The 24,935-nt window shown below is 41.9% G+C and carries 21 protein-coding genes and 1 other annotated feature; of the genes, 2 read left to right on the forward strand and 19 right to left on the reverse strand.

All coding sequences use genetic code 11. From position 1 onward, the window contains the following. Nucleotides 1–2: 2 nt before the first annotated feature. Nucleotides 3–833 carry a cytochrome c biogenesis protein gene (locus NST24_RS12935; RefSeq protein ID WP_008342830.1) on the reverse strand — a complete coding sequence of 277 codons (831 nt, stop codon included), beginning with the start codon at nucleotides 831–833 and terminating at the stop codon, nucleotides 3–5. A gap of 7 nt (nucleotides 834–840) precedes the next feature. After that, nucleotides 841–2,208 carry a glutamyl-tRNA reductase gene (gene hemA / locus NST24_RS12940; RefSeq protein ID WP_024718410.1) on the reverse strand — a complete coding sequence of 456 codons (1,368 nt, stop codon included), beginning with the start codon at nucleotides 2,206–2,208 and terminating at the stop codon, nucleotides 841–843. 240 nt (nucleotides 2,209–2,448) lie between these two features. Here hemA and NST24_RS12945 point away from each other — a divergent pair, with 240 nt between their 5' ends. After that, the gene (locus NST24_RS12945) at nucleotides 2,449–2,934 is read left to right on the forward strand and encodes a hypothetical protein (RefSeq protein WP_024718411.1); all 486 of its coding nucleotides are present in this window, start codon (nucleotides 2,449–2,451) and stop codon (nucleotides 2,932–2,934) included. 44 nt (nucleotides 2,935–2,978) lie between these two features. Here the strand turns inward: NST24_RS12945 and yihA are convergent, their stop codons facing one another. From yihA to ilvE, 14 genes are all read right to left on the reverse strand, one after another. Further along, a complete protein-coding gene (yihA, locus tag NST24_RS12950) occupies nucleotides 2,979–3,566 on the reverse strand; it encodes a ribosome biogenesis GTP-binding protein YihA/YsxC (RefSeq protein ID WP_007501562.1) in 588 nt (195 codons plus the stop codon). Further along, nucleotides 3,563–5,887, reverse strand: coding sequence for an endopeptidase La (gene lon, locus NST24_RS12955; protein WP_007501564.1), 2,325 nt, complete (start codon nucleotides 5,885–5,887; stop codon nucleotides 3,563–3,565). Before lon ends, yihA begins: the two co-directional genes overlap by 4 nt. 171 nt (nucleotides 5,888–6,058) lie before the next feature. Beyond that, entirely contained in the window at nucleotides 6,059–7,720 is a 1,662-nt protein-coding gene (gene lonB / locus NST24_RS12960) for an ATP-dependent protease LonB (protein ID WP_007501566.1), read from the reverse strand. A 139-nt stretch (nucleotides 7,721–7,859) separates the two neighbouring features. Further along, nucleotides 7,860–9,125, reverse strand: coding sequence for an ATP-dependent protease ATP-binding subunit ClpX (gene clpX / locus NST24_RS12965; RefSeq protein ID WP_017358145.1), 1,266 nt, complete (start codon nucleotides 9,123–9,125; stop codon nucleotides 7,860–7,862). 251 nt (nucleotides 9,126–9,376) lie between these two features. Then, nucleotides 9,377–10,651, reverse strand: a complete 1,275-nt coding sequence (gene tig / locus NST24_RS12970; protein ID WP_017358146.1) for a trigger factor — start codon at nucleotides 10,649–10,651, stop codon at nucleotides 9,377–9,379. A 240-nt stretch (nucleotides 10,652–10,891) separates the two neighbouring features. Further along, entirely contained in the window at nucleotides 10,892–11,899 is a 1,008-nt protein-coding gene (gene ddcA / locus NST24_RS12975) for a DNA damage checkpoint antagonist DdcA (protein ID WP_008342841.1), read from the reverse strand. A 123-nt stretch (nucleotides 11,900–12,022) separates the two neighbouring features. Continuing rightward, nucleotides 12,023–12,622, reverse strand: a complete 600-nt coding sequence (gene leuD / locus NST24_RS12980) for a 3-isopropylmalate dehydratase small subunit (protein ID WP_284725543.1) — start codon at nucleotides 12,620–12,622, stop codon at nucleotides 12,023–12,025. 15 nt (nucleotides 12,623–12,637) lie between these two features. Then, nucleotides 12,638–14,053: a 3-isopropylmalate dehydratase large subunit gene (gene leuC / locus NST24_RS12985; RefSeq protein WP_007501575.1), complete on the reverse strand. Its 1,416-nt coding sequence runs from the start codon at nucleotides 14,051–14,053 to the stop codon at nucleotides 12,638–12,640. Between the two features lie 42 nt (nucleotides 14,054–14,095). Beyond that, complete coding sequence (gene leuB / locus NST24_RS12990) at nucleotides 14,096–15,193, reverse strand: 3-isopropylmalate dehydrogenase (RefSeq protein WP_342461866.1); 1,098 nt, start codon at nucleotides 15,191–15,193, stop codon at nucleotides 14,096–14,098. 18 nt (nucleotides 15,194–15,211) lie between these two features. Beyond that, nucleotides 15,212–16,765, reverse strand: coding sequence for a 2-isopropylmalate synthase (locus NST24_RS12995; protein ID WP_008342850.1), 1,554 nt, complete (start codon nucleotides 16,763–16,765; stop codon nucleotides 15,212–15,214). After that, a complete protein-coding gene (gene ilvC / locus NST24_RS13000; RefSeq protein WP_007501581.1) occupies nucleotides 16,752–17,780 on the reverse strand; it encodes a ketol-acid reductoisomerase in 1,029 nt (342 codons plus the stop codon). Before ilvC ends, NST24_RS12995 begins: the two co-directional genes overlap by 14 nt. A gap of 18 nt (nucleotides 17,781–17,798) precedes the next feature. Next, on the reverse strand, nucleotides 17,799–18,317 hold the full coding sequence (gene ilvN, locus NST24_RS13005) for an acetolactate synthase small subunit (protein WP_007501584.1): 519 nt from the start codon (nucleotides 18,315–18,317) through the stop codon (nucleotides 17,799–17,801). Continuing rightward, nucleotides 18,314–20,038 (reverse strand): acetolactate synthase large subunit, encoded by a 1,725-nt coding sequence (gene ilvB, locus NST24_RS13010; protein ID WP_008342854.1) that lies wholly within the window; start codon nucleotides 20,036–20,038, stop codon nucleotides 18,314–18,316. Before ilvB ends, ilvN begins: the two co-directional genes overlap by 4 nt. A gap of 122 nt (nucleotides 20,039–20,160) precedes the next feature. Further along, nucleotides 20,161–20,408, reverse strand: a binding site (T-box leader). Nucleotides 20,409–20,416: 8 nt separating this feature from the next. After that, nucleotides 20,417–21,331, reverse strand: coding sequence for a branched-chain-amino-acid transaminase (gene ilvE, locus NST24_RS13015; RefSeq protein WP_008342856.1), 915 nt, complete (start codon nucleotides 21,329–21,331; stop codon nucleotides 20,417–20,419). Between the two features lie 432 nt (nucleotides 21,332–21,763). Here ilvE and NST24_RS13020 point away from each other — a divergent pair, with 432 nt between their 5' ends. Beyond that, a complete protein-coding gene (locus NST24_RS13020; RefSeq protein WP_024718416.1) occupies nucleotides 21,764–22,807 on the forward strand; it encodes a lactonase family protein in 1,044 nt (347 codons plus the stop codon). Nucleotides 22,808–23,002: 195 nt separating this feature from the next. Here NST24_RS13020 and NST24_RS13025 read toward each other — a convergent pair whose 3' ends face one another. The 3 genes from NST24_RS13025 to dltC form a co-directional block, all read right to left on the reverse strand. Further along, nucleotides 23,003–23,422 carry a YkvA family protein gene (locus NST24_RS13025; protein ID WP_008342863.1) on the reverse strand — a complete coding sequence of 140 codons (420 nt, stop codon included), beginning with the start codon at nucleotides 23,420–23,422 and terminating at the stop codon, nucleotides 23,003–23,005. A 95-nt stretch (nucleotides 23,423–23,517) separates the two neighbouring features. After that, on the reverse strand, nucleotides 23,518–24,684 hold the full coding sequence (gene dltD, locus NST24_RS13030) for a D-alanyl-lipoteichoic acid biosynthesis protein DltD (RefSeq protein ID WP_144679859.1): 1,167 nt from the start codon (nucleotides 24,682–24,684) through the stop codon (nucleotides 23,518–23,520). Then, entirely contained in the window at nucleotides 24,684–24,920 is a 237-nt protein-coding gene (gene dltC / locus NST24_RS13035; RefSeq protein WP_003216498.1) for a D-alanine--poly(phosphoribitol) ligase subunit 2, read from the reverse strand. The genes dltD and dltC overlap by 1 nt, the downstream gene beginning before the upstream one ends. Nucleotides 24,921–24,935 lie beyond the last annotated feature (15 nt).

Here is a 24,935-nt window from a genome sequence, read left to right on the forward strand (position 1 = left end):
CATTATTGAAACCAATGAAAGGTTGATAAGCTACCAAGCAGAAAATAATTGATCATCAGCACAAGAAATGAAGCGACATTCCATCGCGCCACGATTTTGCCCTGCATATTTCTCACCAGTCTAATGTATAAGTAAAAGCCGTATAAAAACAGCATAATAAACGAACCGAGCACCTTTGCATCTGTCCAGTACAACGTATCATACGAAATATATGCCCATATAATGCCAAGAATTAAACTAAGCAAGAGCATCGGCACGCCAATAATATTTAAGACATACGCCATGTGATCAAGCTTTGATAAGTCTTCAATTCTCAAAAGCCATTTTCCCCATTTTTTCTTTTTCAGCAAACGATATTGAAATAGGTAGAGTAGTGAAAAAGCAAATGAAAGTGAAAAAGCGCCGTATGATAAAATGGCCATCGTAATATGAATGACGAGCAGCTCACTCGTCAGCTTTCCCGTCAGTTCGGCAGAATGAAGATCAGATGGTGTAAAGGTGTGAATCGCCATCATGGAAAAACCAATCACATTTGTAAAAAAGACAATAAATTCAACACGTAATACTTTTGTCAAAACAAGTGACAATGTCACAAGCACCCACGTATAAAAATATAACCCCTCTGCTACATTCAACACAGGGAATCGGTCTGTTTCCATCATAATATAAAACATGTAGACTGTTTGCAGCAGCCAGACAATAGAAAGCAACCAGAAAGCCATTTTTCCAGCCTTCCGGTTGTGTTGAAGAAAATCTATGAAATAGAACAAGACGCTGAGTGCATAGATCAAGATCGTCGCTTCACCTAGTCTCGCTACAATGGATTCCATCATCGCCTAATCACTCACTGGCAACTGTAGCAAGGCCTTGTGCCATATTTGTTTTAAACAGCTGAAATGCCCCTTGCTCCACCTGCATCGGCTCTGCCTTTTGCTCTTCATCTTCAACCTGTAAATCAAAGATTTCTTTAAAGAGTAAAAGTTTTTCCTCTGCATTCGGCTCCCCGGCAATTTCTTTGGCCTTTAAGATAGGATCTTTCAGCATTTGATTGATGATGCTTTTCGTATGTTTATTTAACAGCTTCATTTCACGATTTGTGAGGTTTGGAAGCTTTCGTTCGATGCTTTGCATCGTATCCGCTTGAATCGAGAGTGCTTTTTCTCTTAAAGCAGAAATCACAGGAACCACTCCGAGCGTATTAAGCCATTGCTTAAATTCCACAATTTCAGCTTCGATGAGAAGCTCCACCTCTTCAGCTACTGCACGGCGCTCTTTCAGGTTAGCTGCCACAATGCCCTCAAGGTCATCAATGTCATACAAAAAAGCACCTTCTACTTCAGAAATAGCTGGATCTAAATCACGTGGTACTGCAATATCCACCATGAATAGAGGTCTGCCTTTTCTCTGTTTGTTCGCTTTTTCGACCATTTCTTTTGTAATCACAAATTGTTTAGCCCCAGTAGAGCTAATTAAAATATCCGCTTCAGATAAAGTTTTTTCTAATTGATTCAAGCTCTTAGGCTCTCCTGAAAAGCGGCCGGCCAGTTCTTTGGCCTTTTCAAACGTTCGATTGATGACTGTTACCTGGCCAATCCCTTGACCTTGAAGGTTTTGAGCCGCCAGCTCGCCCATTTTACCCGCACCAAGAATAAGGACATGTTTATCAGAAAGACGTCCAAAGATTTTTTTGGCAAGTTCCACTGCCGCATAGCTGACAGATACAGCATTAGACGCAATATCTGTTTCCGCATGAGAGCGCTTCGCAACTGTTACCGCCTGCTTAAACAAATAATTGAAAACGGTACCAATGGTCTTCTCCTCTTGAGCGACTTTAAAGCTTGAGCGCACTTGACCGAGTATTTGTGTTTCACCAATGACCATAGAATCAAGTCCACAGGCAACCCGGAATAAATGCTCAACCGCTCCATCATTTTCATAAAACTTCAAATATGGAGAGACATCTTCTTTTTCTAAACCGAACCAATCTGCTAAAAATCTTTTTATATAAAACCGACCAGTATGAAGCTGATCTACAACTGCGTAGATCTCTGTTCGATTACATGTTGAGATGACGATATTCTCTAGAATGCTTTTTTCTTCTTTAAGCTTGGACATCGCTGTTCCGAGCTCGCTCGGTTCAAAGCTCAGCTGTTCCCGTATCTCAACAGGGGCTGTTTTATAATCTAAACCCACAACAAGAATATGCATAACTTCAGCTTGCACCCCCAACGCCCTGTCTAATTTATAATAATTACAATATAGAATTTATTATTTATAATGATTATAACATATATTCATTTTTAACTGGATAAAAATTGTGAACAGATTTCAAAAATGTTGTGATATAGTAGAAAAATGTTCGACATCGAATGCCATATCATCACTTCAAGCAATTTACCAGATTTGGCGCGTGCGGACAAATGATCTGCTTATAAGAAGGTGACATCTTTGAAGAAGAAATCTATTTTGCTGCCGCTCACTTTGCTGGCTGTAGCACTATATGCCATTCTCTCAGGAGATCAATTTGACATTTGGAAAGATCAGGAGAAATGGTATACACTTGTACTGCTTTTTGGCCTTGCTTTCTTATATCAAGGAAAGAAGGAACAGGAAACCTCTCATGTGTTTATCGGTATGCTCATGACAGGCCTTGCGCTACACTTTATCCTTCAGCCGAAATTAGAACACTGGCCAGATACATTTACGATGATTGTGTTCATCGTCGGCCTCGCGCTTTTGATGAAATCATCACAGAAAAAGGAATATCGAATAGAAAGTGTTGTTCTCATTGCACTCGGTCTATTCCTTTATTTCTTTCAACAAATTACAAAGCAACTTAGCACACTTTCGATCCCTACTTCCGGTTTTGAATTGTACTGGCCATATGTATTGATTGCCGTCAGTCTCCTCTTATTATTTTTAAAAAGGAAATAACTTATACAATAAAAAGGCATCTGCTATGTGCAGATGCCTTTCTTTTAACTGTTAATCTTCGCAAGAATCGCATTCCATGCTTCATCTTTTCCCTTTTTTGTTTCAGAAGAGAAAAGGATTAATTCATCTGATGGGTCGATGTCGAGTGTCTGTTTGACGACTTTCGCATGCTTTTCCCATTTGCCTTTTGGAATTTTATCGGCCTTTGTCGCAATAATGATCACAGGAACTCCATAGTATTTAAGGAATTCATACATGTTCACATCATCTGCGGATGGCTTATGACGCAGATCCACAATTTGGACGACTGCTTTTAACTCTTCACGCATTGTAATATACGTTTCGATCATTCTCCCCCATGCTTCGCGCTCTGTTTTTGATACTTTCGCAAAGCCATAACCTGGGACGTCCACAAAATGGAGCATATCATTAATAATGTAAAAATTAAGCGTCTGGGTCTTTCCTGGTTTAGAAGACGTACGCGCTAAATTTTTCCGATTAATCAATGAGTTAATGAACGAGGACTTTCCAACATTTGATCGTCCAGCAAGTGCGATCTCAGGCAGTCCCCCGCTCGGGTACTGCTCTGGTTTCACCGCACTAATGACGATATCTGATTTTGTTACTTTCATCTTCCCTCTCCTACTAACGCTTTCTCAAGCACCTCATCTAAATGTGAAACCGGAATAAAAGTTAATCCTTCTCTCACACTTTCAGGAATATCATCAATATCCTTCTCATTGTCCTTTGGAAGAATAATCGTTTTCAGTCCTGCACGATGTGCGCCTAATGCTTTTTCTTTTAATCCGCCAATCGGAAGCACTCTTCCTCTTAACGTAATTTCTCCTGTCATGCCAACCTCTTTTGAAACAGGACGTCCTGTGAGTGCTGATACAAGAGCCGTCGCAATGGTAATACCAGCTGATGGCCCGTCCTTTGGAACCGCCCCCTCTGGAACATGGATATGAATATCGTGCTTTTCATTAAATTGAGGATCAATGTTCAGTTCATCTGCTTTTGAACGAATATAACTGAATGCCGCCTGCGCAGATTCTCTCATGACATCACCGAGCTTACCTGTTAGCAAAAGCTTGCCTTTACCCGGTGAGAGTGAGACCTCGATGGACAAGGTGTCTCCGCCAACTGTGGTATATGCAAGGCCTGTGACAACGCCGACCTGATCTGTCGTTTCCGCCTGACCATAACGGTAAAGTCTTTTTCCGAGGAATTCAGATAAGTTCTTTTCCGTCACTGTGATGCGTTTGCGGTCTTCAGCCACAATTGCTCTTGCCGCTTTTCGGCAAATCGCAGCAAGCTGACGCTCTAACCCGCGGACTCCTGCTTCTCTCGTGTAATAGCGAATCATATCGTAAATCGCTGCTTCACGAAGCTGCAAGTTCCCTTTCTTTAATCCGTGCTCCTTTAGCTGCTTCGGCAGAAGGTGATCTTTCACAATTTCTGCTTTTTCAACTTCCGTATACCCTGCAATCGTGATAATCTCCATTCTATCACGAAGTGGACCTGGAATGGTTGCTAAATTGTTGGCAGTTGCGATAAATAAGACTTGAGACAAATCAAATGTCTCTTCAATATAATGATCGCTAAAATTATGATTTTGCTCTGGATCTAACACTTCAAGCATCGCAGAAGACGGATCTCCCCTAAAGTCAGAAGACATTTTATCAATTTCATCTAAAAGAAAGACCGGATTCATTGTGCCCGCCTTGCTCATCCCGCGAATGATACGGCCAGGCATCGCACCTACATAAGTTCTTCGATGACCACGGATCTCAGATTCATCACGTACACCGCCAAGAGAGATACGGATAAACTTTCGATCGAGTGATTTGGCAATGGATTTAGCAAGTGACGTCTTCCCTACCCCAGGAGGTCCTGCCAAGCAAAGAATCGGTCCCTTTAATGAATTTGTCAGTTTCTGAACAGCAAGATATTCGAGTACCCGCTCTTTTACTTTTTCAAGCCCGTGGTGCTCGTCATCTAAAATTTCGCTTGCAAGCTTTAAATCTAGACGATCTTCTGTATAAGTGCCCCACGGCAGATTGATCAGCCAATCAATATAATTGCGAATGACAGAACTCTCAGCAGAGCTTGAAGGGATTTTTTCATAACGGTTCAGTTCTTTTAAAGCCGTTTCACGAACAGAATCTGGCATACCGGACTCTTCAATTTTAGCCATAAGCGTACTTACTTCGCCTGTTTTCCCCTCTTTGTCTCCAAGCTCTTTTTGAATAGCTTTCATTTGTTCGCGTAAATAATATTCTTTTTGCGTTCGCTCCATTGAACGTTTGACACGCTGGCCAATTTTCTTTTCAATCTCTAGCACTTCTTTTTCATTGTGAATGAGACTGATGACCCGATTCAACCGTTTTTTGACATCGACTGTTTCCAGCACTTCTTGCTTGTCTTTTAATTTCAAAGGAAGGTGGGAAGCGACGATATCCGCCATTCTTCCAGGTTCTTCAATATCCGTCACCGTTGCATATGTTTCAGCTGAGATTTTTTTTGAAATTTTTATGTACTGATCAAAATGATCTAACAAAGTGCGCATGAGTGCTTCTGCTTCTGCGTCCTTTAATTCTTCTTCTGTCAACTCTTTAATATCGACTGACGTATAGTCTTCTAGCTCCATGTAGGATTCGATCTGCGCTCGATTTAAGCCTTCGACGAGCACACGAATCGTTCCATTTGGCAGCTTCAGCATTTGTTTAATTTTTGTGTAGGTGCCGACTTTGAAAATTTCCTCTTCACCTGGTTCATCTATTGAAATTTCCCGCTGTGTTGCTAGAAAAATCATATGATCGTTCATCATGGCCTGTTCTAATGCTTGAACAGACTTTTCGCGCCCAACGTCCAAATGCAAGACCATTGTTGGATAAACAAGCAAGCCTCGCAGCGGAAGGAGCGGAACATTCTTTTTGATTTCATCTGCCATGTTGATAGACACCTCCGTCACTAGTATGAATCATTATAATATACCTGTTTCAGTCTTGTACAATGTAAAAGACTTGAGAAATGATGATCTTACCGTAGTATACCCTTTCTTTTTATCTTGAAAAAGAAAAAAAGATCTATTTCACTAAAAAATCCCCATATGAGATGGGGATTAAACAGATTTCCTTTTCATTTCTTCTTCTAGTCCATCTTTCTTCTCATCTGGCGGATTGACCAAACACTGATCCAGCACTTCTTGGAAATGCTTCACAGGCACAATCGTAACCCCTTCAATCTCTTTTAAGATCGACTGCTGATTGTCATAAGGGATGATCACTGTTTTGACACCCGCTTGTTTGGCTGCCTTGATTTTTGGTATGACACCGCCGATCGGCTTCACCTGACCTTGTAATCCAATCTCACCGGTCATCGCCGTTAAATGATCAATCGGGATTTGATGAATGGCTGAGAAAATGGCTGTGGCCATCGCAATTCCAGCAGACGGCCCATCAATCGGGGCACCAGCCGGAAAATTAATGTGGATATCATATTCATTTGTTCGTATGCCTAAGTTTCGAAGCACGGTTAAGACATTTTCAACTGAGCCCTTCGCCATACTTTTCCGTCTGATTGATTTCGACTGATTGCCGATGCTTTCTTCTTCCGCAATACCAGTAATATTGATACTGCCTTTTTCAAGCGCTTTACAAATGTTCACTTCAATTTCAAGCAGAGCCCCGCTATTCGGTCCATACACGGCAAGACCATTTACTACTCCTACCTTTGGCTTTTCCGGTACTTTTTGTTCATATCTTGGTGTCAGCTGGCTTGAATGAATGACCCATTCTACATCGGCGATCGTAATATCTTTTCGGTTTTCAGTAACAGCCATACCTGCGGCGATCTGTACCATGTTGACCGCTTCACGTCCATTTTTCACATAGGATGTTAACAGGTTCAGTCCTTCGTCACTTAATTCCTTCTGTATTTTCTCGACTGCTTTAGCTGCAACAATTTTCAGCTCATGCTGATCCAAATCCTTGAAGAAAATCTCCAAACATCTTGATCGAATAGCTGGCGGAATTTCGTCCGGTGTTCTTGTCGTGGCGCCAATCAGTCGAAAATCAGCGGGCAACCCATTTTGAAAAATATCATGGATGTGATTCGGGATCTGCGTATTTTCTTCACTGTAATAAGCACTATCTAAAAACACTTTTCGATCTTCTAGCACTTTGAGCATTTTGTTCATTTGAATCGGATGCAGTTCTCCAATTTCATCGATAAAGAGAACGCCCCCATGAGCATGTGTGACGGCTCCTTGTTTCGGCTGCGGAATGCCTGCCTGTCCCATGGCCCCTGCTCCTTGATAAATGGGATCATGTACGGAACCAATCAAGGGGTCTGCGATGCCTCGTTCATCAAATCTTGCCGTTGTGGCATCAAGCTCAACAAATACTGCATCTTTTTTAAATGGTGAATCAGCGTGACGCTTCGCCTCTTCCATCACTAGACGGGCAGCAGCTGTTTTTCCAACACCAGGCGGCCCGTAGACGATGACATGTTGCGGGTTCGGTCCACACAGGGCAGCTTTAAGTGCACGTATACCGTCTTCCTGCCCTACAATATCTTGAAACCCCTTTGGCCGGACTCTCTCTGATAAAGGTTCACTCAGTTTAATGGATCGCATCTTTCTGAGTGCTTCCATTTCTTTCTTCGATTCTTTATCGATCGTCACCTTTTGTGTGCGCTGATTTTTCAGTAAGTTCCAAAAGTACAACCCGATGACGATACCAAAGAACAGTTGTATGAATAATACGATTCCTGTCCAGCTCAATCGGTGCTCCCTCCTTCATCTATCGTTATGTATTGGTTTCTGTCTGCTAGTATTTCCTAGAGCTGGACGGAATAAACACAACTTCCACGATAAATAAAAAACTCCTGAATCAAAAGATTCAGGAGTCATTCAAATGGGCTTATGCTGATGTTTTTGTATCTTTATTCACGACTGTACCGTCTTTTAAGACAAGACGTGGCGGCTCACCATCAGCAACCGTTTCACCAGTAATGACACATTTCTCAATATCATCACGAGATGGAAGATCAAACATCACATCAAGCATGATGCCTTCAATGATGGAGCGAAGACCACGAGCTCCTGTTTTACGCTCAATTGCTTTTTTCGCAATTTCGCTAAGAGCATCTTCTTCAAACTCAAGCTCAACATCATCAAGCTCAAGCATTTTTGTATATTGCTTCACGAGCGCATTTTTAGGCTTCGTCAAGATTTCTACAAGTGCTTTTTCATCTAACGGCTCTAGGCTTGCAATAACCGGAAGACGACCGATGAATTCTGGGATTAAACCGAAGCGAAGTAAGTCTTCTGGCAGAACTTTTGATAGAAGGACTTCTTTTTCAAGATCTTCAATTTTATTTTCCGCACCGAATCCAATCACTTTTTGACCTAGGCGGCGTTTGATGATTTGCTCAATGCCGTCAAAGGCTCCACCACAAATGAAGAGGATATTTGTTGTATCAATTTGAATGAATTCTTGATGAGGATGCTTACGTCCACCTTGAGGCGGTACACTAGCGACTGTTCCTTCAAGAATTTTCAAAAGGGCTTGCTGTACACCTTCCCCAGATACATCACGAGTGATAGAAGGGTTTTCTGATTTTCTTGCTACTTTATCGATCTCATCGATGTAGATAATGCCTTTTTCAGCTTTTTCTACATCATAATCTGCTGCTTGGATCAGCTTTAGTAAAATATTCTCTACGTCTTCCCCAACGTAACCTGCTTCTGTTAAAGACGTCGCATCTGCAATCGCAAATGGAACATTTAAGATACGTGCAAGCGTTTGAGCAAGTAATGTTTTACCGCTTCCTGTAGGTCCAATCATAGAAATGTTACTTTTCGAAAGCTCAACATCATCAATCTTACTGTTGGAATTAATCCGCTTGTAATGGTTATAAACCGCTACAGCTAAGGATTTCTTCGCATTCTCTTGTCCGATGACATATTCATCAAGAATCTCCCGGATTTCATGAGGTTTCGGAACATCCTTGAATTCAACTTCTTCCTCAGTACCGAGCTCTTCTTCAACTATTTCCGTGCAAAGCTCGATACATTCATCACATATATATACGCCAGGTCCTGCGACCAGTTTACGCACTTGATCTTGCGTTTTTCCGCAAAACGAGCATTTTAATTGACCTTTTTCCTCGTTGAATTTAAACATTCTTTCACCCCTTATTCTTCTTCACTTGCCTGTAGCTAACAGTCAGCTACCCTTCTGGGTCCAGTATGTATGCATTTTACCATACTTTCCTAAAAGACGGTAATGATGTGTTTGTAACACTGCACATTGAGATATGTATGACAGAAAGATGCGACTTACACTATCGTTTCCAAAAGAAGCGATGATAAGTCAAAAATTGTACAAAACAAGGCACGAGTCACTCGCGCCCTGTTTTATTATTATGCACCATATTAACGGTTTTCTACAAGAAAATCAATTGCTTTACGAACTTTTAAATCTTCTTTCATTGCTTCAGTAGAACCGATCGCTTGTTTGATATTTTCAACTGGCATGTTGTATGCTTCAGCCATTTTTGAAAGTTCTTCTTCCACTTCTTCATCAGACACTTGTAGGTCTTCTGCAGCAGCAATTGCTTCAAGAGTAAGATTAGATTTTACGCGTTTAGCAGCATCTTCTTTCATTTGCTCTTTTAGCGCATCTTCATCTTGTCCAGAGAACTGGAAGTAAAGCTCAAGGTTCATCCCTTGCATTTGAAGACGTTGTTCGAATTCTTTCATCATGCGGTCTAGTTCAGTGTCAACCATCGCTTGAGGAACGTCAACTTCCGCATTTTCAGAAGCTTTTGCTACTAGCTCTTCACGAAGTTTGCCTTCTGCTTCGTTTTCTTTTGCTTCTTCAAGACGTTTCTTCGTTTTTTCAGTTAATTCAGCAATCGTTTCAACTTCTTCATCAACATCTTTAGCGAACTCATCGTCAAGTGCTGGAAGTTCTTTTGCTTTAATTTCATGAATTTTTACTTTGAATACAGCTGGTTTACCTGCAAGGTCTTCAGCATGATATTCTTCTGGGAATGTCACTTCAACGTCTTTTTCTGCACCTGCTTCAAGACCAACCAATTGCTCTTCGAAACCAGGGATGAATGAACCAGAACCTACTTCAAGAGAGTAGTTCTCAGCTTTTCCGCCTTCGAATGCTTCTCCATCAACGAATCCTTCGAAATCTAGAACAACTGTATCGCCGTTTTCGATTGCGCCTTCTTCTTTGACAACAAGCTCAGCTTGACGGTTTTGCATAGCTTTTAACTCTTCTTGGACATCTTCATCAGATACAGATGTGTCGTCTTTTTCTACGTTAAGACCTTTGTAGTCACCAAGTTTTACTTCTGGCTTCACTGTTACTTTTGCAGTGAAGATTAAGCTTTCGCCTTTTTCGATTTTCTCAACATCGATTTCAGGGCGGTCAACCGGCTCGATACCAGCTTCGTCGATTGCTTTCGGATATTCAACTGGAAGAAGAATATCTAGTGCATCTTGATAAAGAGATTCTACTCCAAAACGCTGCTCGAAAAGACCACGTGGTACTTTCCCTTTACGGAATCCAGGGATTGATACTTGCTTAACTACTTTCTTAAATGCATCATCAAGTGCTTTGTTAAATGTTTCAGCGTCAACTTCTACTGTTAAGACACCTTCGTTACCTTCTTGTTTTTCCCATTTTACTGACATGTGTGTTTCCCTCCAAAAATCTATTCAGATTGTGCGTTGTTACATTCTAAAGCATCATAAAGACTTCGTCCAATCAAAAACCACGCACTCCGCTAAAGAAGCGGTCTTATGTATACAACATTTGACTTGATTATACATAACGTCTTTCAACCGTTGGAATCTTACAACCGCACGATATATGCACAAATACAACCATTATATTATAACATAACAAGTCCGTCTTTCAACTAAATCGACAAATTACAAATAAGAAATTTCTTCAATATCTTTCAGCATTGTACAAGCTTCTCTCAGCTCTCGTTCGTTAAAATCATACAATAAATGCAATTCTTCGAGGTCAATCTCGATTCCATGCATTTCATAGCCGACTTTATGAAGTGCCGCAGCCCAAAGATTCGGATCCGTATATTTAGGAAGAAATGGATATAGCACAAATAAGTGCCGGCGCCATAACTCTTCAACTCCTTGGTAAAGGGTTGGGTTCTCATTGCCGAGTGTGTCATCGAGCTTTCGAAGGACTTGCTGAAGCAGTGGCATTTGCTCTGGCTTGACAGCCTCAGAAGGAACAAGCGTTAAAGAATCACCGAACTTCGTCACATGAACCGGCTTTGCCACATCATGATCTGACAGAAGTTGCAAGATCAATGATTTGACCAAAGGGTTGCCATCAGGCTTTTGTAGGATCGTATTTAATAGACCCATATGCGGCGTGATGTTTCGGTCTTTCAGCGAATGGATGAACTGCACCTGCTCTTCTGGCCGCTCAAGCATTTCATCTATATTGATTTCTCCGCTGCCTTCCTCGTCTTCGTCTAAAATCTCTTCTGGTGATTCAATCATCTTTCTGCTAAATTCAAGCAGCTTATAAAAATGCTCCGCGCTTTCTGCTGGAAGGTGATTTTCTTCAAGGACTGCCTCAATTGTTTGTTTGACTTCCTCGTACTCTTTCAGCTGAATTAAGATGGTCATATATACTTGAAGCACAGTGAAATAGTGGCCATATCCTTCATGTAGCATTTTTTCACAGACTCGCTTTGCATCCTGCAGCTCACCAAGCTCTAGAAAACAAATCGCCATACCGAGATGAATATCGGATTCTTCATCGTCATCATACGATTTCGCTTCTGAAAATAAGTGAAGCGCCTCTTGATACTGTTTATCTTTTAATGCTGCCATTCCTTTTTCAATCAGTCTTTCTTTCAGACCAGGAAACAAAATGACATTATCTTTCTTCTTGTCATGTTTCATGCTTACGTTCCTTTCGGGCGCATATTTTTTATCAGTTTACCAACGAAGGTTAGTAAACACAAGTAACGAGAGGTTTTCATGCAAAAAAGAAGCCGTCACACCACGGGGACGGCTTCTCGTTGTTTATGCACGTAGCCAGCTGCTACGTTTTTCTTCAAATGCTTGAATCTCATCTTCTAGTAACAATGTTAATGAAATCTCATCATAGCCATTCAGGAGCATTTCTCTCCAGTGTGGATCTACATCGAAAGGAGTAACATTCCCTTCATGGTCTTGAATCTGTTGTTTTTCCAGATCAACTGTCATTTCATATCCTTTGTTTTCATATGATGCAGCAAACATTTTCCACACATCATAATCAAGGCGGATTGGAAGCATCCCGTTTTTAAAACAGTTTTGATGGAAAATATCGGCGAAAGATGGGGCAATGACAATTTTGAAACCATAATCATCAAGCGCCCAAGGCGCATGTTCCCTTGATGACCCGCAGCCAAAGTTTTCGCCTGCGATCAAAATAGAGGCTCCTTCATAAATCGGCTGATTGAGCTCAAAATCTGGATTCGGACTGCCATCTGCTAAATATCGCCAGTCAAAAAAGGCAAATCGGCCATATCCTGTTCGTTCGATTCTTTTCAAAAACTGTTTCGGAATGATTTGATCTGTATCTACATTTATACGGTTAAGCACAGCGGCTTTTCCTTTATGAGTGACTAAAGGCTCCATCTATGACACAACTCCTTACACGACTGTTTTCTCTTGATTAAACTTCCTGACATCGACAAATCGGCCATGTATGGCAGCCATTGCAGCCATTGCCGGGCTGACAAGATGCGTTCTTGCACCCTTCCCTTGACGTCCCTCAAAGTTACGGTTTGATGTAGATGCACAGCGTTCACCTTCTGGCACCACATCGTTATTCATGCTGAGGCACATACTACAGCCAGATTCTCTCCATTCAAATCCTGCTTCTAGGAAAATTTCATGAAGACCTTCTTCTTCTGCTTGCAGTTTGACACTTTGTGAGCCAGGAACCACAATCGCTCTGACATGATCAGCTACTTTTTGTCCTTCAATCATAGAAGCGGCTTGGCGTAAATCAGTCATTCTTGAGTTCGTACATGAGCCAATAAACACATGCTCAATCGTAATATCTTCAATACGCTGATGCGGGTGAACCCCCATGTATTCATAAGCACGTTTTGCTTCTTTTTGGTCATCTTCTTGTGCAAAATCTTCAGGTCCTGGAATTGCTGCATCCACAGGGAGCACCATTCCTGGGTTAATTCCCCACGTGACCATTGGTGAAATATGATTTCCATCTAAAACAATGGTTTTATCATAGGTCGCACCCGGATCTGTTCTTAATTCTTTCCATTCTTTGATCGCTGCTTCGAAATCTTCACCCTGCGGTGCGTATTTGCGTCCGCGGCAATATTCAAAGGTCACTTCATCAGGTGCGATCAATCCTGCTCTTGCGCCTGCTTCAATTGACATATTACAAACGGTCATCCGCTCATCCATTGACATGTTTCTGAATACTTCCCCAGTGTATTCAATGACATAACCTGAACCGAACTTCACGCCATGTGCGCCAATGACTGCTAAAATGACATCTTTGGCTGTTACCCCTTTTTGAAGCGTTCCGTCTACTCTAATTTCTAGTGTCTTCGGACGCTGCTGCCAAAGTGTTTGTGTGGAAAGCACATGCTCAACCTCACTTGTGCCAATCCCAAATGCAAGTGCACCAAATGCGCCATGAGTAGATGTATGACTATCTCCACACACGATTGTTTTCCCCGGAAGTGTTAAACCAAGCTCTGGTCCAACGACATGAACGATTCCTTGGTCTACACTGTGAAGGTCAGCTAGACGGACCCCGAATTCAGCACAGTTGCGCTCTAGAGCACTGACTTGCTTCTTCGCAATCTCATCTTTGATCACAAATCGATTCACAGTCGGAATGTTATGATCCATCGTCGCAAATGTGTTTTGTGGTCTTCGCACCTTGCGCCCTTTTTGTCTTAATCCTTCAAATGCTTGAGGTGACGTCACCTCATGCACCAAGTGCAGATCAATATATAAAAGGTCTGGTTTTCCCTCGCCATTTTTGACAACATGCTGATCCCATATTTTTTCGATGATTGTTCGAGGCATAACCCTTTTTCCTCCCTCTACCTAATTCAACAAGATTTCTATTTATACAATGGTTTTCGCCCGTTGTTTGAGTGCATCTACAACGGCTTTCGTGATATCATCAGTCGTTTCATACGTTCCCTCTTTTGATGCTAGGTCCTTTGTTCGTTTGCCAGAGGCAAGAACGGCTTCCACAGCTGCTTCAATTGCAGCCGCTTCTTCTTCTAGAGCAAAGGATGTTCTAAGCAAGCTGGCTGCTGACAATATAGTAGCCAGAGGGTTTGCGACATTTTGCCCCGCAATATCGGGTGCTGAACCATGAATAGGCTCATATAAATGAAGGCCGGTGCTTGATAAACTAGCAGATGGCAGCATGCCGAGTGAGCCAGTAATCATAGATGCTTCGTCACTTAAAATGTCACCAAACATATTCTCTGTCACGATGACATCAAATTGAGCGGGCTTATAAATCAGCTGCATCGCGGCATTATCGACGAGCATGTGCTCATATGCGACATCTGGATACTGGGATGCAACTTCTTCTACCGCATCCCGCCATAGTTTACTCGAAGCGAGAACATTCGCTTTATCCACAGACGTTACTTTTTTCCGTCTCGTTAACGCCATGTCGAACGCTTCTTTTAATACACGAACAATCTCTTCCTTTGTATAAAGAAGTGTATCAACCGCAGCTTCTTTTCCTTCATCATCCGTGTAGCGCTCACTTGGTTCGCCAAAGTAGAGGCCTCCAGTTAATTCACGAACGATGACGAAATCTACTCCGTTAATGTGATCTTGTTTTAACGGTGAAGCCTCACTCAAGCTATCAAATACTTTGACAGGGCGGATGTTCGCAAATAAGTCCAGCTGCTTGCGAATGGAGAGCAAGCCTTTTTCTGGGCGAAGTTCTGGCGGGTTTTGATCCCACTTTGGTCCGCCAACGGCTCCTAATAAAATCGCATCTGCGCTTTTGCACACTTCTACTGTTTCTTTAGGGAGCGGATTGTTTTTTTCATCTATCGCTATACCGCCAATGAGAGCTGTTTCAAATTCAAATTCGTGTTGAAATTGAGCCGCTGTCTCTTTCAGGACAGCGACGGCTGATGTGACGACTTCCGGTCCGATTCCATCGCCGGGCAAAAGTGCAATTTTCTTTTTCATGAGTCCCTTCCTCCTTTCTTATGAGATGGCGTGATGTTTCTCAATTTCTATTAGGTTTGATTTAAAGATTAAATGTCTATTCACTGCATTGACGTAAGCTTTAGCCGATGCTTCCAGCACATCTTGCGCTACACCGCGTCCTGCTGTTTCTTTTCCTTCTATTGAAACAGTGACATATACTTCCGCTAGTGCGTCTCTGCCTTTTCCATTGGATTGAATACGATAATCTAGCAAATGAATTCTTTCCTCCATACAGCGCTCAAGCGTGTTGTACACAGCTTCTACACTGCCTGCACCTGTAGCTGCTTCTTGAATGACTTCCTGCGTTTCTTGATTTTTAAGAGAGACTGTTGCTGTCGGCATTTGCTCTGTCCCATAGTGAACTTGAAGACTTTCAAATTCATAGCCAATTTTACGATCTGCTACTTTTTCTTCTAATATAATAGAGATCAAATCATCATCTGTGATTTCTTTCTTCTTCTCTGTTAAGTTCTTAAACGTTTCGAAGAACTTATTGATTTCTTCTTCAGTCAATTTAAAGCCGAGTGTTTTTAAGCGGTCTTTAAACGCGTGTCTTCCGGAGTGTTTACCAAGGACAAGCACATCTGTTGTGACGCCTACAAGCTCTGGAGAGATAATTTCATAGGTTGTTTTTTCTTTGAGGAATCCATCTTGGTGAATACCTGATTCATGGGCAAATGCATTGTTTCCAACGACTGCTTTATTACGCGGTACAATCATACCTGAGTATTTGCTCACTACATCACTTGTGCGCTTAATTTCATTCAACTGAATGGTTGATTCGACTTGGTAAAAGTCTTTGCGAATATGAAGGGCAACTGCAATTTCTTCTAAAGCAGCATTTCCTGCGCGCTCTCCAATACCGTTGACAGCTGTTTCAATTTGATCTGCTCCATTTTCAATGGCAGCAAGTGAGTTCGCTACAGCCATTCCTAAATCATCATGACAGTGTGCTGACAAGATGACTTGATCGATATTTGGAACGTGTTCCTTCATATATTTAAAGATATTTCCGTACTCTTTTGGTGCTAGGTATCCAACAGTGTCAGGCAAGTTAATAACACTTGCGCCTGCGTCGATCACTTTTTCTACAATTTCTGCTAGGAAAGAAAGATCTGTCCGGCATGCATCTTCTGCTGACCACTGAACAACTGGGAAGCGCTCTTTCGCGTATTTCACCATTGAAACAGCTTGTTCAACCACTTCTTCACGTGTTTTCTTTAGTTTATGCTTGAGGTGAATGTCAGAAGTCGCAATAAAGACGTGTATTCTTGGTTGAGCTCCATCTTTTAATGCGTCCCATGCAGCATCAATGTCACCTTTCACACATCGTGCAAGTCCTGCAACTGAACAGTTCTTAATCGTTCTTGCAATTTCTTGTACGCCTAAGAAATCCCCTCGGGATGAAGCGGGAAAACCCGCTTCAATGATATTAACCCCAAGGCGCTCAAGCTGCTTTGCAATGATTAGCTTTTCTTGTGCATTTAAGTTCACTCCTGGTGATTGCTCTCCATCTCGAAGTGTTGTGTCAAAAAAATTAATTTTTCGCACCGACGCTCACCGCTTCCTTTTTCTTTCCTTGTTTAACGAAAGGCATCATTTCACGAAGCTTTCTTCCGACGATTTCAATTTGGTGCTCATTTTCATTTGCATTGATCGCATTGAAACGTGGACGATTCACTTGGTTTTCAACAATCCATTCTTTCGCGAATGTTCCGTTTTGGATGTCAGTCAAGACTGCTTTCATTGATTCTTTTACTTTTGCATCCACAACGCGTGGTCCTGATACGAAGTCACCCCACTGCGCTGTATCAGAGATGGAATATCTCATACCTTCTAATCCTTCTTCATACATAAGGTCAACGATCAATTTCAGTTCATGCAGACACTCGAAGTATGCAAGCTCCGGCTGATAACCAGCTTCTGTTAATGTTTCAAAACCTGCTTTTACTAATGAAGTAAGACCTCCACAAAGAACTGCCTGCTCACCGAATAGATCCGTTTCTGTTTCTTCTTTAAATGTTGTTTCAAGAACACCCGCTCTTGCTCCGCCGATTGCTTTTGCATAAGCAAGTGCTTTGTCTTTCGCTTGACCTGATACATCTTGATAGATAGCAAATAGTGCAGGTACACCAGCGCCTTGCTCATATGTTCTTCTTACAAGATGTCCTGGACCTTTTGGAGCCACAAGATACACATCTACGTCACTTGGCGGAACAATTTGATGGAAGTGAACGTTGAATCCGTGTGCGAATACAAGTGAATTCCCTGCTTCTAATTGATCTTTGATTTCTTCATCATATACTTTCTTTTGCTGCTCATCTGGAAGTAATACCATGACGACATCTGCTTGTGCTGCTGCTTCTTTTACTGTGAATACTTGATGACCGTCTTCTTGTGCTTTTGTATAAGATCCGCCTTTTCTTACGCCGACAATGACATCTACGCCGCTCTCTTTTAAGTTCAATGCATGTGCATGACCTTGTGATCCGTAACCAATGATAGCTACCTTTTGACCGTTTAATACGTTTTCTTGAATATCACCGTTATAATATACTTTTACCATTTGACTCTCTCCTTTTGTTTAGACAATTGAAATTGTTTTATTTGTTTGCGGCTTTTGCTGATTATCTCTCGCAAAGGCCGTGGTGCCAGTTCTGGCGACTTCTTTAATGCCGTATGGCTTAAGTAATTCAATGAGTGCTTCAATTTTTGAAGACTCACCTGTCACCTGAATGACGACACTTTCTCTGCTCACATCTACAATAGAAGCCCTAAAAGGTTCAATGACCCCCGTGATCTCCATTCTAGATGCTGGTGCAGATACGACTTTTATCAAAGCCAGCTCTCGCTGAACGATTGATTGGTTTGTAATATCCGTTACTTTGAGGACATCGATTTGTTTGTTCAGCTGTTTTGTCAGCTGTTCGATGTCTTTCTCCTGGTCTACATGGACGACGAACGTGATGCGTGATACATCTTGAATCTCAGAATGGCCGACCGTAATGCTTTCAATGTTGTAGTGTCTTTTGGTAAAAAGGCCTGTGATTCTGTTCAGTACACCTGATCGATTTAATACAGTCAACACAATAATTCTTTTCAAGGTTTCACCCCCACCATCTCATGAAGTCCTTTCCCCGGTGCTACCATCGGGAATACTTTCTCATCTCTCGCTACATTGACATCGATGAAAACAGGCTCTCTAGACGTTAATGCTTCTTCTAGCTTTTCTTGCGCCTCTTCGTCTGATGAGATTCTGATCCCTTTAATGCCATAAGCTTCAGATAATTTCACGAAGTCTGGCTGCTCTGAAAATTTAGAATGCGAGTAGCGTTCTTCGTAAAAAATTTCTTGCCATTGTCTTACCATTCCAAGACTGTGATTATTGAGAACAATCACTTTCACTGGAAGGTTCAGCTCACGGATAACGGCAAGTTCTTGCAGGGTCATTTGGAAACCTCCGTCTCCTAAAATCGCTACAACCGTTGCCTCTTGATCAGCTAGCTGCGCGCCAATCGCTGCCGGTAAACCAAATCCCATTGTGCCAAGCCCACCAGATGTCACCCATTTATCGGCATTTTCGAATGGATAGAACTGTGCAGCCCACATTTGGTGCTGTCCGACATCAGTTGCCACAATGGCTTCACCTTTTGTAAATTGATGAATGTATTCGATCAGCTTTTGAGGCTTAAAGCCTTCAGCTTCGTTTTCGACATACCAGAGTGGATATTCTTCCTTCCACTGATTTAGCTGGCTCTTCCACTCGTCTGATTCACCTTGTTTCCCGTCCTGCTTGATCAGTTCTTGAAGCACTAGCTTACTGTCACCAACAACTGGGATATGGGTGTGAATGTTTTTACCAATTTCCGCTGGGTCGATGTCAATGTGAGCCACCTTCGCATGCTTTGCAAAATGATTGAGGTTGCCGGTTACCCTGTCATCAAATCTCGCTCCGATTGAAATGAGTAAGTCACATTGATGTAGTGCCATGTTCGCTGCATATGTGCCGTGCATACCCGCCATTCCTAGGAAAAGAGGATGCTTTGCCGGGAATCCACCAAGCCCAAGCAATGTATGAGCGACAGGGATTTGTTGCTGCTCTACATATTGCCTTAATTCTTCCGACGCTTTGCCGTGAAGAACGCCAGCTCCTGCAAGAATAACTGGTTTCTTTGCTCTGCTTACAGCTTCTACTAACTTGCGAATTTGCAAATAATTCGGCTCAATTTTCGGCTGATAACCTGGCAAATCGATTGGCTGATCGTATTCAAATGTCCCTTCAATGCCAGCGACATCTTTTGGAATATCAATCAAGACTGGACCAGGTCTGCCGGTTGTTGCGATGTGAAATGCCTCTTTAATGACACCCGGTAACTCTTCTGGGCGTCTCACTTGATAGCTGTGTTTTGTGATTGGCATTGTGATACCAAGTACATCTGCTTCTTGGAAAGCATCTGATCCAATGACTGAGGTTGCCACCTGTCCAGTGAAGATAACCATAGGTAGTGAATCAATCATCGCATCCGCAATTCCTGTGACTAGGTTTGTTGCCCCCGGTCCTGATGTGGCAATAACAACACCTGGTTTACCAGATACTCTTGCGTATCCCTCCGCTGCGTGAATCGCTCCTTGCTCATGTCTTGGCAGGACATGAAATAAACCAGAATCGTAAATTTTATCGTAGATCGGTAAAACAGCTCCGCCAGGATAACCAAAAATGACTTCTACTTTTTCTCTTTTGAGTGCTTCAATTAACATGAGTGCACCGTTCATCGTTTGTGGTGCATTTGATTTTTCCGTCTCCATTTGTACATTTGTCCCCATTTGATTTCCTCCTCTTTGTCTTGCTTCAGTCAAGTCCTTTCACCCTTTTCCATTCAAGATAGAGATATGAGACCATATAAAAAAGCCTTCTCACCCCACAATGACACTACTTTTCACTAGGTCAAAGGGGCGAAAAAGCTTTGTTTTTCGCGGTACCACCCTTGTTCACGGCAAATCATGCTGCCGTCTCATGGACATCTTTCATCCATTTTGGTAACGAGTGATGCAATGTCACTCGGTCTGCCCTACTATCATTTCAGGCAGACACTCAGAGGTGAGTTCACTTTAGAAAGTAACACCGGTTTCCAGCTAGCACCGGCTCTCTGTAGATACTGACTCTAAAGCTACTAGTCCTCTTCAACGTTTATCGATATCTATTTAGCTTGCGTGAATGTTTTCATCGGTAAAGACTACTTTTTCTCCTTCTTCAACGACTCGCTTGCGGAATTGTTCAAGAAGTTTGTTTGTGTGGAACCCTGGTTTTCCTTCGCCAATGATACGGCCGTCAACTTTTACAACAGCGATGACTTCGGCAGCGGTTCCTGTCAGGAAGACTTCTTCAGCTGTATACACATCATGTCTTGTGAAAGGTTCTTCTTTCACTTCGTAGCCTAAGTCTTCTGCGATTTCCATGATGGCATTTCTTGTGATGCCTTCAAGAGCGCCGATATAACCTGGCGGTGTATAGAGCTTACCTTTTTTATAAATAAACACATTGTCTGCAGAACCTTCTGCCACGTACCCTTGATCGTTCAGCATCAGCGCTTCACTCACACCGGCCATATGGGCTTCGATTCGGACAAGGATGTTATTCAAATAGTTTAATGATTTCACTTTTGGACTTAGTACGTCAGGACGATTTCGCCTCGTTGGTACTGTCACAATATCAATACCTGTTTCATATAGGTGCTTTGGAAAGATGGCCAGCGGCTCTACAATGATCACTGTGTTGGCTCTCCCACAGTTGTTTGGATCTAAGCCAAGATCACCGGCTCCTCTTGAGACAACAAGGCGGATATAGGCATCTTTTAGGCCGTTCCTTTCAACTGTATGAATCATTTTTTCAGTGAGCTCCTCAAGTGAATATGGAATGTTCAGCATAATGGATCTAGCGGAATCATACAGGCGGTCTAAATGTTCTTTCATTCGAAAGATATTTCCGTTATATACACGTATTCCTTCGAACACACCGTCACCATATAAGAAGCCATGATCATAAACTGAAATTTTCGCATCCTCTTTTTTCACGAGTTCATCGTTTAAAAAGATCCACTGTTCCTTTTGGTCTTCCATCTTCAGTGAGCACCCTCTCTTTCAAACAAAAAGTAGTTGAATTTTCAGACACTTTATATTGAAGTGTCTCACGCTTACTCTGCGTGTCTGTTTGCTTTTGTTGAACCCATCTTACGCCGCTTTCCATACAGTGTCAACAGCATTTTTAAAATTATTAGACAATTTAGACTAATCAAAATAAAATGTATACGCTTACACCTTTGCTAGACAAGGAATGAAAAAACTTAAAATTTTTTGTATTTTTTCTTCAATTTATTTACTCTACATGAACGGTTTTCTTTTGAACAAGCTTTTGTAATATTTTTTCACACGGTTTTCGAAGAATATTGTGAGATTTCATTGCGTTTGTTTTTTCCTTCAGCATGCCTTTCTAAAGCGTTTTCCTATGAATTTGTGATAGAATGAGAGCATCTAATAGAAGGAGGGCAATACATGGCTAACATCAGAGGTTATATCGGAACGTATACAAAGGGAGACAGCAAAGGAATCTATTCTTTTACTTTAAATACGGACAAGCAGCAGATTGAACAAGTAGAAGTGGCTGCAGAACTTGAAAATCCTACATATTTAACTGTCTCAGATTCTCAAAAGTTTGTGTATGCTGTTGTGAAAGAAGGAGCACAGGGCGGTCTTGCTGCGTATCAAATTGATGCCGACACCGGCGCACTTCGTTTCATCAACCAAGAGCTTGCCGATGGGGCTTCTCCTTGTCACGTCAGCGTGGACAGCCAAACGAAAACGGCGTTTACAGCAAACTATCATAAAGGAACAGCAGAGATGTACGAAATTGATGCTGAAAACGGCTCAGTGATCCGCACGCTGTCACAGGCACAGCATGAAGGCACTGGACCAAACGAAGACCGTCAAGAAAAACCGCACACTCACTTTATGGGTTTGACACCTGATGAACAATTTGCAGTAGCTGTTGACCTTGGCACAGACGGAATTTATACGTATAAGAAAGAAAACGGCAAACTTGAGCTTGCCCATACATTTGAAACAAAACCAGGCAGCGGCCCTCGTCATATCACATTCCACCCAACGAAACCTGTGGCCTATGTCATGACAGAGCTCAGCTCAGAGGTCATTGTACTTCGTTACTTTGAAGATGGTCATTTCGAAGAGATCCAAACGATCGCAACCATTCCTAATGACTTCACAGAGAATAATCAAGGCAGCGCCATTCATGTGTCTTCTGACGGTCACTTTGTGTATGCAGGAAATCGTGGACATGACAGCATTGCCATTTTCAAAGCAGATCATGATGGCAAACTAAGCCTTGTCGACATTGCTTCATCTGAAGGAAATTGGCCTAGAGACTTTGTCCTTGATCCAACAGAAGAATTTCTCGTCGGCTCAAACCAAGAATCTAGTAATCTTGTGTTATACAAACGTGACAAAGAAACCGGTCGACTCACTGTCTTACAATCAGACATCACCGTTCCGCATCCGGTTTGCGTGAAATTTTTAGGATAATGAAAAAAACCTCCGTTTAGGAGGCTATAGATTGTTGACAAAGGGCTAAAATGAACTTTATTTTAGCCCTTTGTCTTTTTTTCAGCGTAGTTGAAAACCCTTGAAGTCTAGGAAGAACGAGCACCGGAGCGCAGGACTGACAAAGAATGCGAGGGTTTGTCTACACGCTGAAGCCTCCGTTTAGGAGGCTTTTCTTTAAGCAGACGGCATACCGCCATCTTCAAGCTTTTGATCAATGAAAGACGTATCGCTTTTTTCACCGAACCATTTTCCCAGCCTGTCTTTTGCTTTTCCTTTGACATCGTCATCAATGTACATTGCGACTTGAAGCAGAGCAAATGTGATGGCGCCTAGATCATCTGTGTAGCCGATCCCCACCAATGTATCAGGGATCAGGTCAATCGGAAGGATAAAGTACCCTAGCGCCCCAATGATGAGGGTTTTCGCTTTAACCGGTACTTCGGGTTTTTGCAATGTATAATAAAGTAATAACACAGCATAGACAAGAGAAACTCCAGCTTTTTGTGCCGTCTTTTTTAACTTTTCCCAAAAGGCATGATCATTAAAATGCTTCTTTGAACGCTTTAATAGTTCTTTTTTCTCAGAACGATTCATCGTATCGCCTCCATATTCAGCATAGCCCTTCCACCTTATTTATACAAGAAATCCACTCATTCGACAAACAAAAAGCAGCAGAAAGCTGCTGCAACCTACTGCTCTTTGTAAAACTTTTCAATCGCCTTATCGATGTATACCCATCCTTTATACGACACATGAATCGTATCCTTAAAGAAATATGGGTCATACTCATGCGAAGTCAAATCTGCGACTTCATACCCGTTATCTCGAATTTGACGATTGATTTTTTGATAATAATCTGTACGTCCCTCTTTCGGAAAACCAGTGTAATCATACCATTTTCCGTTGACAGGAATCGTCACGAATAAAGGCTTCGCCCCTGCCTGTTTTAAAATATCCAGCATGATCTGGAAATCTTTATATTCAGGTGATGCTGCATAAGAATTGTCACGACGAGAATCCTTCATCTTTTTCATGATCGGCTTCAGCTTACGATCAAACAGTCTCTGATCAATATAAAACGGGTTGTCCCCTGCTTTTTCAGATCCTAGGACACTCGCTTCTTTTTCAAGCTCAGTCCATGTTTTCCCTTTCACTGAAGGAGACGGACGATGCTTGCGCTCATGCCCAGACCCGATCGTATAGTACATGTCTTTCTTTTGAAGCATGCCATAATACATTTTTGCAATAGGAGAAATCGCGCCATAAGCGAATTTGTTCCCAGAAAGCTCTGCTTTAAAAAGCTCTGTGATGACCATGTCGTTCTTTACTGCCTTAAACTTCATGATCCTTTTGATGAGCTTTTTTTTCACAGCTGGATCAATTTCTTTATTATAAGCAAGATCAAGCGCCTGAAGCGCTGAATAGTTAGGAGCAAAGTGATTCTCGTCTGATCCCCCTTTGACAAACCACTGCGGGGACACGATAAACACAAGCTTTTTCCCTTTTAATTCATCCATATGCGCTGCAAAGTTCATGGCATGAATTAATGATTGCGATCCACCTTTTCCAACAAGATAAGGTGTAAACCCTTGAGGATTTTCATGAAAGAAATTCGAAGGGTGATATGGATCAAAACGGGATAGTTCAGAAGATCCATAGATCGGCAAATAAGTTGGATCTTTTAGCATTTCATCTTGTAAATAAAGCCCTTGGAACATCCCTGGATCTAATTCTGTGGCTGACTTTTGTAATTTGTCTTTTGGGATCAGATGTGAGAGCCATGCATTTGGTACAAGAAGAACACCAATGAATAGAACAGCCGCTAAAATAAGCGGCCCAAAAAAACGCTTTTTCATTACTTCATCTCTGCCAGCTGCTCAGCAATGTGATTCGGTGTATCCCACACATCACGATCAAACTCTGTAATCGGAACAGTAATTCCAAGTTGACTTTCAATTGCCATAAGTAGTTCTACTGTACCAAATGAATCTAGAAGACCTTCGTCAAAAATTGCAATCTCTGGATTTTCTTTCACAACGTCGTCCTGACAAACCTCTGCAATAATACCGTATACTTGATTTTTAAATTCCATAATTTTCTACTCCCT

The organism is Bacillus sp. FSL R5-0286 (assembly GCF_038593245.1).
GTDB classification, from domain to species: Bacteria; Bacillota; Bacilli; order Bacillales; family Bacillaceae; genus Bacillus; species Bacillus altitudinis.